Here is an 8,225-nt window from a genome sequence, read left to right as displayed (position 1 = left end):
GAGTAGGTACCCGGCCCGGGCGCCGGAACCGGCCCCGGAACCGGCCCCGGGCACGGCCCCGGGCGCGGGCCGGGACGGCGCCGGGCGCGGGCCGGGACGGCGCCGGGCGCGGGCCGGGACGGCGCCGGGCGCGGGCCGGGACGGCGCCGGCCCCCGCACGCCCGCAACGGGGCTCACGGGGGCCGGACCGACGGTGACCGCTGACCGCTGACCGCTGACCGTCGTGATCAGCCGGTGTGCGCGTCCTGCGTCGTGGCCGGCGCCCCGGCGGGAGTGCCGGCCGGCCCCTGGGCCCTTCCTCCCGGGGCGATCTCGTTCAGGTCCCGGTGGCGGGTCTCCTTGGCGGCGACCACGGCGACGACCGTCAGCAGGCTCGCGGCGATCACGTACAGGGCGATCGGGGTGGAGCTGTCGTAGTCCGCGAGCAGCGCGGTGGCGATCAGCGGTGCGGGCGCGCCCGCGGCCACGGAGGAGAACTGGGCGCCGATCGAGGCCCCGGAGTAACGCATCCGCGTCGCGAACATCTCGGAGAAGAAGGCGGCCTGCGGGGCGTACATCGCGCCGTGCATCACTAGGCCCACGGTCACCGCGAGGAGCAGGGCGCCGAACCCGCCGGTGTCGATCAGCGCGAAGAACGGGAACATCCACAGGCCGACGCCGATCGCGCCGATCAGGTACACGGGCCGCCGTCCGATCCGGTCCGACAGCGCACCCCAGGCCGGGATGGTGACGAAGTGGAGGGCGGAGGCGATCAGTACGGCGTTCAGCGCCGTCTGCTTGGACACGCCGGCCGAGGTGGTGGCGTAGACGAGGATGAACGCGGTGATCACGTAGTAGCTGATGTTCTCCGCCATGCGCGCGCCCATCGCGACCAGCACATCACGCCAGTGGTGCCGCAGCACGGCCACCAGCGGCATCCGCTCGGCGAGTTCCCCGGCGTCCGCCTTGCGGGACTCGGCCTGGGCCAGCGCCTCCTTGAACACCGGCGACTCGTCGACGGACAGACGGATCCACAGACCGACGATCACGAGCACCCCGGAGAGCAGGAACGGGATGCGCCAGCCCCAGCTGCCGAAGGCCGCGTCCGAGAGCACGGCGGTCAGGAAGGAGAGCACACCGGTCGCCAGCAACTGCCCCGCCGGAGCACCCGTCTGCGGCCAGGAGGCCCAGAACCCGCGCCGCCGCGCGTCCCCGTGCTCGGACACCAGCAGCACGGCCCCTCCCCACTCGCCGCCCAGCGCGAAGCCCTGGACCAGCCGGAGCACGGTGAGCAGCACGGGCGCGACGCTGCCGATCGTCGCGTGCGTGGGCAGCAACCCGATCGCGCAGGTCGCCCCGCCCATCAGCAGCAGGCTCAGCACCAGCAGCTTCTTGCGCCCCAGCCGGTCCCCGTAGTGCCCGAAGACCAGAGCCCCCAGCGGCCGGGCGGCGAACCCGACCGCGTACGTCAGGAACGACAGCAGCGTGCCGACGAGCGGGTCGGAGTCCGGGAAGAACAGCTTGTTGAAGACGAGGGCGGCGGCGGCGCCGTAGAGAAAGAAGTCGTACCACTCGATGGTGGTGCCGATGAGGGACGCGGCGACGATGCGCTTGAGGTTGTTCGGAGCTGGTGGAGCGGTTGAGGGCGACGACATCGGCACCACTTCCTGGGGTGTGACGGGGACGTTTGCGTGTCGCCACACCGTAGGAATCCGCAGGTCAAGCGCACATGTGGCGGGGCAACATAGTTCGAGGGGTGACTATGCGTGCGGCCACCATGCCGATTCATGAAAGGTGTCTCAGGAGATCGGCGGTGGTCGAAACGAGTGCCGTCCGGGACGCGTAGTTCAGGTTGATTTGGCGGCGTGGTGCTGATCTCCGTGCTGGGTTGGTGCTGACTAGCTGATCGTTTCAGAATGACGCGGGGACGGTCACTCGTCGTCGAGCCGCTGGAGAGCCTGCGTGAGGTCACCGGAGTCGAGCAGACCGACGAGCACTCGGGTCATGGTGCCGATACCGGCGTCCCGGACGATCAGGCCGTCGGAACACCGGAAGCAGCGCCCGCCCGGCTCCTCGCCCGTTGGCTTGCGCGTACTGCGTGAGCGTCATCGCCAAGGGGCGGCGGGCAGGGCGGTGATCGAACGCGAGGGCGAGAACGCCGAGGGCTCCCTTGGCCGGCGGGTAGACGCGGCGGAGATCGGCGAGCAGTTCGTCGGGCGGCCCGTCCGGGTCGATGCGCGCGGTGTCCTCCGAGCTGAGCAGGTCCTCGAAGGAGGGGTACGGGGTGATCCGCTGCACGATCACGTCGAGTTCCCGCCCGGTGTCCCGGTCGTGGAAGACGACCGTGTCGCCGGCGGCGACGGCGTGCTTCTGCGGGGTGGCCCCCCTCACTTCGATCGTCCTGCGGCCTGCTTCCACTTGGTGGTGGTACCGCCCGAGAGCAGGTGCATGTGGTGCTCTTGTGGTTCGTCTCCGACCGCCGGGCTCGGGACGGCTGGGGTCGCCTGCTGGCTGTCGTCAGGCACACGTGCCTCCGTTCGGTGCGTTCCGTCCGTTGCGATCTTGGGATCGCGACCGGGCATGGGGGCGGGGCCACGCTCCTGTGTTTCCGGATCGGCGTGGGGGACGAGGAAGTGGATGAGGCTGTCGGCGCGCTAGGGCAGTTCGATCGGTCCGTAGCGCGCGTGCGGCTCCTGCCGCATCAGCGCGTCGTACCGGTCCGCTGCCGAGAAGTGCCAGAACTCGGTTCCATAGTTGGTAAAACCTGCGTTCTCCATGGCGTTGAGCAACAGCGCGCGGTAACGGCGCGCGCGATCGCCGAGGTTCGGGGCGTGGGTGAAGCAGGCACCGTCGCTTTCCTCGGGGGAGGCGTTGACGCGGGTGCCGAGGTCGAGTTCGTGGCCGTCCTGGTCGACCAGGGTCACGTCCACGGCCGCGCCCGCGGAGTGGGGCGCGATCTCCGGCGGCGACACGTACCGGCTTGCGGCCTGGTACAGCTGCTCAGCTGTCCAGCCGGGGTGAGCGACGGCCAGCTCGTCCCGGTACTCGGTGAAGTAGCGCTGCTGCAGGGCCGGCGGGCGGTAGCCCTCGATGAACAGCAGGTCGGTGCCGGCGGGCAGGAGCGAGCGGGCGTGCTCCAGCCGGGCCAGGACACCCTCGCGGACGTGGGCGAACGCGCCCAGCGGATCGTGCTTGCGGGGATCGACGCGGAAGCTGTGGTCACGCACGTCGACGAGCGGTTCCCCGCACTCGCGCACCGGGACCGCGGCGACCCGCGGATCGGACATCAACACCGGACTGTTCATCGAGTCTCCCTGCGACGGCTTGCACTGCGGCGGCGGGACGGGGGAGGCAGAGGCCGGATCGGTTTCGCGCAGGATGCGCGCGATGGTGTCCTGCAGCGTGCTGTCGGCCGGGACCACGGTCTCCAGACCGCCGGGCAGCAGATCCAGCTCGCGGTACCAGGAGGCGAGGTGGTTGTCGGTGACGTGCGCCAGGCACGCGGCATCCGCCTTCGACGCGTGCCGGCCAAACGTCGTTTCCAGCGGCACGTCCAGGTAGTAGCAGCAGGAGACGCCACGGTGGTCCCGTACCAGAGACGTGATCATGTGGCTGTAGCGATCGGCGTACAGGATCCCCTCGAGCACCACGTGAAAGCCGGCGTTCAGTGCGTCGCGTGCGATCCTGCCCAGCAGGGCGATGTTGGCGCCGCGCGCGGTGTCGTGTTCCCTGAGCACGTTCCTGCGGATCACGTCCTGGCTCAGGATCGCGATACCGCGGCCGTAGTGATCTCGCAGGCCCTGGGCCACGCTTGACTTGCCTGACGCCGAGTTGCCGCGGATCACCACCAGGCGGGTGTCCTCACGACCGGCCGCAGTCGCAGTGGACGCACGACGGTGTGCGCCGCTCGATGTGCCGGTCATGCGGGCCATCCCGACTCGCTGTACAGGTCCCCGTTCCGGATCTTTGTGATGGCTTGGCGCGTGTAGGAGACGAGGTTGTCGGGCAGCGCGGTGGGGTCCCAGAACTTCCACTGGGTGCACTTGTCCGGCTCGCGTAGTTCCGGCTCGCCCGTCCAGGTCCGCGCGCGGAAGAACAGGCCCATGCGGAGCTGGTCCCCGGCATGGTCGACGTGGTGGACGACGTGGACGAGTTCCACGTCGTGCGGCTGGATCAGCAGGCCGGCCTCCTCCCGTGCCTCCCTGATCAAGCACGTGACGGCGCTCTCCTGCTCGCAGTGGCCGGCCAGGACGTGCCAGGTGGACGGCGCGAATGCGGAGTCGGGGTGGCGCAGCCCGAGCAGCACCGTCCCGTCCGGCCGCTCCAGGTAGAGGTGGACGCCGATGACGTTGAGGACCGTGCCGTGCGGCGAAGCCGGGCGGCGCTCCTCGTGCGATGAGGGCCCGCTCTGCGACGCAGTGCTGGACGCGTTGGCCGGGCGGCTGGCGGCGTGGCGCCGTACAAGTTCGCACGTGGTGTCTGCGATGCGCAGGCGGTGGAGGTCGTCGGGGGCGAACCAGGCCAGCATCACCCCTTCCGTCAGACGGAGGTCGCGAGGATCGCCGTTCCAGCGGCCGGCGTAGATGGCGATGGGCACGCTCGCGCCGGCGTCGTCGGAGGCGTACTCGGTGCCGAACGGAGTCAGGTCGGCGATGTGGAGGCCGGCTTCCTCGGCCAGTTCGCGCCGCACGGTGTGCTCCAGGGTGGCGTCCTGGGGCTCTCGGCCGCCGCCGAGCAGGGACCACATGCCCGGCTCCCAGATCTGGCCGGGGAAGTGGTCGCGCAGGTGGAGCAGGTACTCGCCGCGGTCGTTGTGGATCAGGGCGGAGGCGTTGGCCGTCCCCGGTTCGCTCTCCGAGGTGAGCTTGAGCAGTTTCTCGCGCAGGGAGGGAGAGGTCACCCGGTCCACGGGACGCCACTCGATGCCGCCGATCTCCTCTTCCTGCAGCACCACCGGCACTTCTGCCGCGGTGTGCAGCCGGAAGAGGAAACGGAGGTCGAAGTGCCGGTGTCCGGGTTCGTCTTTGCCCGGGTGGGCGTCGATGTCGTGGATGTCGATGTCGAACGGCACGGTCTCGTAGCCGGGCCACGGTGTGATGGCCCGGGGCGGGATTCCGGTCTCCTCGTGCAGCTCCCGCAGGGCCGCCCCGGTCAGGGACTCGTCGGTGGGCTCGGTGTGTCCGCCGGGAGCGAGGACCTTCCCGCTCGCCAGGTGCAGCACGTGCAGGACGCGGCCGAGTGGGTCGACGACGATCGCTCCGCAGGTGACGTGACCGGTGAAGGTGGAGCGGCTGGTGATGTCGGTGGGACGGTCGAGGGCGTCAAGGAGTCCGCCGAGCTGCTCGCGCTCGTGAGGGTGGCGAGCGAGGTAGGTGGCGACGGTGGTGCGGATGTGGTGGTGCGACAACGGCATGGGGTTACCTCGGAGGGGCGTGGAGCGGGACGAGTTGGGGTGGGGCGGGACGTTCGGATCAGCTCAGCCGCATCCCCTCCACCGAGATCTCCTCGATGGCGGCGGGGCGAGCAGTGGGCAGGCCCCACCGCTCGCGCGCCGTCTCCACCGCGAGCAGGGCTTGCCGGGCGCCGGGCGGGCTCCAGTCCAGCAGGGCGGCTGCCTGGGCGGGGGAGCGAGCAGGCGGGTGAAGGGGTGGCCGGTTGCGGGATCGACGGCCGCCGGCCCGATGGCGGTGACCCGGGCGGCCAAGCGGAGCCGGGCGTTGGGCGCCCGCCGTAGACCTCGCCGGTCTCGTCCGGTACCCAGCCCATGCGTACCGGATTGGCCGGGGCGAGCTGGGCTTCCCCGGCGGCTTCGCGGTGCAAGGTGTCCCCGGACGACGCATTGGTGCTCTCCACGATGCCGCCGGGCAGCATCGGGAGAGCCCTCCGCGGGCCGACGGGGCGCTGATGAAGGGGCAGCGGACGCTGCGGTGGTTGAGCTGCCAGTGCTCGACCTGCTTGACGATCTCCTGCGCGATGGCGTGTCCGTGGTCGCCATAGCCGTGGACGACGAACTCGTACCGGTCGTTGCCGTCGTCTCCGTCGCCGATGCGTTCGGTGGCCGGCCGGGCGAGGGAGGCTCCGCGGACGATCGTGACACCGGGCCAGTGCCAGTGCCGGGGCGGTGGGTCGAGGACCTTGTTGTCGCCGTCGGGGTCGGTCTCCGGGCGGCAGGAGCCGGGCAGCCGGTGGCGGCGGCGATCACGGCCGGCTGAGGGGCGGCGTCCCACAGCCGCTCGGTGATGTCGCCCGAGGAGATCAGCGCGGTGATCGTGCCCGTGACGGCCGGGAGGCCGAGGGCCGCGAGGCCGCCGGTCCCGATCCGGCACACAAGCAGGCCGATGGTCGCGCCGCGGTCCACGCGCCGGGCCATCCGCACCGAGCGCCGCACGAGTGAGGGCAGGCGCCGCGCCATGGTGCGGGAGGTCAGCAGAAAGCCGGCCCGGAGCCTCGACTCGTCGCGGGAGAGGTATTCCTCCTCCCGAACACCGGCCGCCCCCGGCTCGTCCTCCGGCACGGTCCCCTTGGGTGGTTGCGGTGGCTGGTCCTGCGTAATGGTCGAGGGCATCGTTCCCCCCCAGGACGGTCGCTGCGGCTGAGTCGTGAGGTCCAACGACACGGCTGCGATATCGAACACACGTCATTCGGTCGTGCTGGGGAGCCCGCTGTCTCCTGCGCCAGGGGGCCCCGAGGGGGCGTGATCCCTGGTCCGGCTTGGAACGGCTGCGGGCGGGAAATGGCCGAAACGCCGACACCGCCAAAGAGCGTGGGCACTACGGCGCGGCATCCCGGGGCGTCCCCTCCTGGCCGGGTTCTGGTTCGGCCCGCAGCAGCTTCTCCCGCTCTGTCTCGGCGTGGCCGACCGCGCCCGTCAGCGCCTCATGGTGGTGGGCGGACGGGACGCCGGCTCCCAGGCCGACCGTGTCGATCACCGCGTTCAGCGCGTCTGTCGCCCTGGTGTCCAGGGCTGACGCGTTGATGACGGTTCCGACGCGCCGTGGTACTGGCTGCCGGACGAAACGAACTGCTCACCGGACTGAAGCGCCGGCAGAAAGGGTGCCGGACGTGCGGGTGGCTTCCGGTGCCGTTTCCGTGACGGGTGGGGGACGGCCTTCCCGTTCACGGGGCAGGGCGGACAGCGGTTGGGCGTGGGGCAGGAACCCTGTGAAGGCTCCCCGGCCTTCAGCGAGGTGTGCGCGGCTCCGGACCCGTAGTACGTGCGAACACCCTGTCCGATACGGTGCGCCGATGCGGAAGCTCGCGGAGACCGAAGACCTGTCGGGGCTGGTGCGTGACGCGCTGGGACCGGGCTGCCGGGTGGTCGCGGTGGACCGGTTGCGCGGGGGGAGCAGGAAGGGGGTCTACCGGGTCCGGGTCGACGGGGCCGCGGTGCCGACCGTGATCGTCTACAGCTGGGCCGAGGAGGAGAACTTCTGGCCGGACCGGCGCGCAACCGATGCCGAGGATCCGCTCGCACCCGCCTCGGGGCTGGCCCCGTTCCTCACCGCCCGGCGGAAACTGGACGTCCTGGGCGCGAGGGTTCCACGGCTCCTCCTGGCGGACGACAGCCGGCACCGCCTCCCGGCGGACGCGGCCGTGGTCGAGGACGTCTCCGCCGACACCCTCGAGGCGCTCCTCGAGAGGGATCCCGCCCGCGCGAGCGCCGCCCTGGCCGACCTGGCCGCGACGGTGGACGTCCTGCACGGCCACCTCGCCCCGCGGTACGGCCGGCCGGATCCGCTGGAGCGGGGCGGTACCGCGAGCGGCGCGTCCTGCGGGCAGCTGGTTCTCGACCGGGCCCTGCGCGATCTCGAAGAGGCCTCGGGCCGAGAGGGCAGGATCGCCGCGGCGCAAGGGTGCCTGCGCGACCGCCTGTACGCCCTCGCCGCACGGGTCTCCCCCCGCAGCGAACACGGGCTGGTCCACGGAGAACTGGGCCCCGACCACGTCCTGGTCGACGCCGACGGACGCGCGGTGCTGATCGACATCGAGGGCCTCATGCACTTCGACGTCGAATGGGAGCACGTCTTCCTCCGGCTCCGCTTCGGCCGGCACTACCCCGTCCTGTCCCGGCCCGGTCTCGACCCGCGGCGGCTGGACCTCTACCTGCTCGCGATGCACCTGTCCCTGACCGCCGGCCCGCTGCGCCTGCTCGACGGCGACTACCCAAACCGGGCCGCCCTGCGCGGGATCGCCGAGCACAACCTGCGGGAAGCCCTGGCACTCCTCCCGTAGCGGCCGTAGCGGCC

Annotated in this window: 7 protein-coding genes and 1 pseudogene; 2 read left to right on the top strand and 6 right to left on the bottom strand. The window is 71.3% G+C overall.

The annotated features are described in order from the left end of the window. Positions 1–227 precede the first annotated feature (227 nt). The 4 genes from AOK18_RS05185 to AOK18_RS05170 form a co-directional block, all read right to left on the bottom strand. Complete coding sequence (locus AOK18_RS05185) at positions 228–1,634, bottom strand: MFS transporter (RefSeq protein WP_055572325.1); 1,407 nt, start codon at positions 1,632–1,634, stop codon at positions 228–230. A 313-nt stretch (positions 1,635–1,947) separates the two neighbouring features. Beyond that, positions 1,948–2,397 carry an ASCH domain-containing protein gene (locus AOK18_RS05180; protein WP_240503066.1) on the bottom strand — a complete coding sequence of 150 codons (450 nt, stop codon included), beginning with the start codon at positions 2,395–2,397 and terminating at the stop codon, positions 1,948–1,950. A gap of 236 nt (positions 2,398–2,633) precedes the next feature. Then, entirely contained in the window at positions 2,634–3,911 is a 1,278-nt protein-coding gene (locus AOK18_RS32405) for a M15 family metallopeptidase (RefSeq protein WP_240503065.1), read from the bottom strand. Then, positions 3,899–5,392 carry an NUDIX hydrolase gene (locus AOK18_RS05170; protein WP_055693532.1) on the bottom strand — a complete coding sequence of 498 codons (1,494 nt, stop codon included), beginning with the start codon at positions 5,390–5,392 and terminating at the stop codon, positions 3,899–3,901. The genes AOK18_RS32405 and AOK18_RS05170 overlap by 13 nt, the downstream gene beginning before the upstream one ends. 514 nt (positions 5,393–5,906) lie before the next feature. On the opposite strand from AOK18_RS05170, the gene AOK18_RS05160 reads away from it, so the two are divergent. Further along, positions 5,907–6,191, top strand: coding sequence for a hypothetical protein (locus tag AOK18_RS05160; protein ID WP_055693531.1), 285 nt, complete (start codon positions 5,907–5,909; stop codon positions 6,189–6,191). On the opposite strand, the pseudogene AOK18_RS33975 reads toward AOK18_RS05160, so the two are convergent. Both AOK18_RS33975 and AOK18_RS32885 read right to left on the bottom strand, forming a co-directional pair. Continuing rightward, positions 6,152–6,544, bottom strand: a pseudogene (locus tag AOK18_RS33975) (ABC transporter); the annotation flags it as partial. The gene AOK18_RS05160 and the pseudogene AOK18_RS33975 sit on opposite strands and share 40 nt — an antisense overlap. A 205-nt stretch (positions 6,545–6,749) precedes the next feature. Further along, on the bottom strand, positions 6,750–6,908 hold the full coding sequence (locus tag AOK18_RS32885) for a hypothetical protein (protein ID WP_157865035.1): 159 nt from the start codon (positions 6,906–6,908) through the stop codon (positions 6,750–6,752). A gap of 316 nt (positions 6,909–7,224) precedes the next feature. On the opposite strand from AOK18_RS32885, the gene AOK18_RS05150 reads away from it, so the two are divergent. Continuing rightward, entirely contained in the window at positions 7,225–8,211 is a 987-nt protein-coding gene (locus tag AOK18_RS05150) for a phosphotransferase (protein ID WP_055693529.1), read from the top strand. The last annotated feature ends 14 nt before the right edge of the window (positions 8,212–8,225 follow it).

Origin of the sequence: Streptomyces prasinopilosus (assembly GCF_001419695.1) — a bacterium.
GTDB lineage: Bacteria > Actinomycetota > Actinomycetes > Streptomycetales > Streptomycetaceae > Streptomyces > Streptomyces prasinopilosus.
Note: the sequence above shows the minus strand (reverse complement) of the source record. Positions and strands in the feature narration are given on the sequence as shown.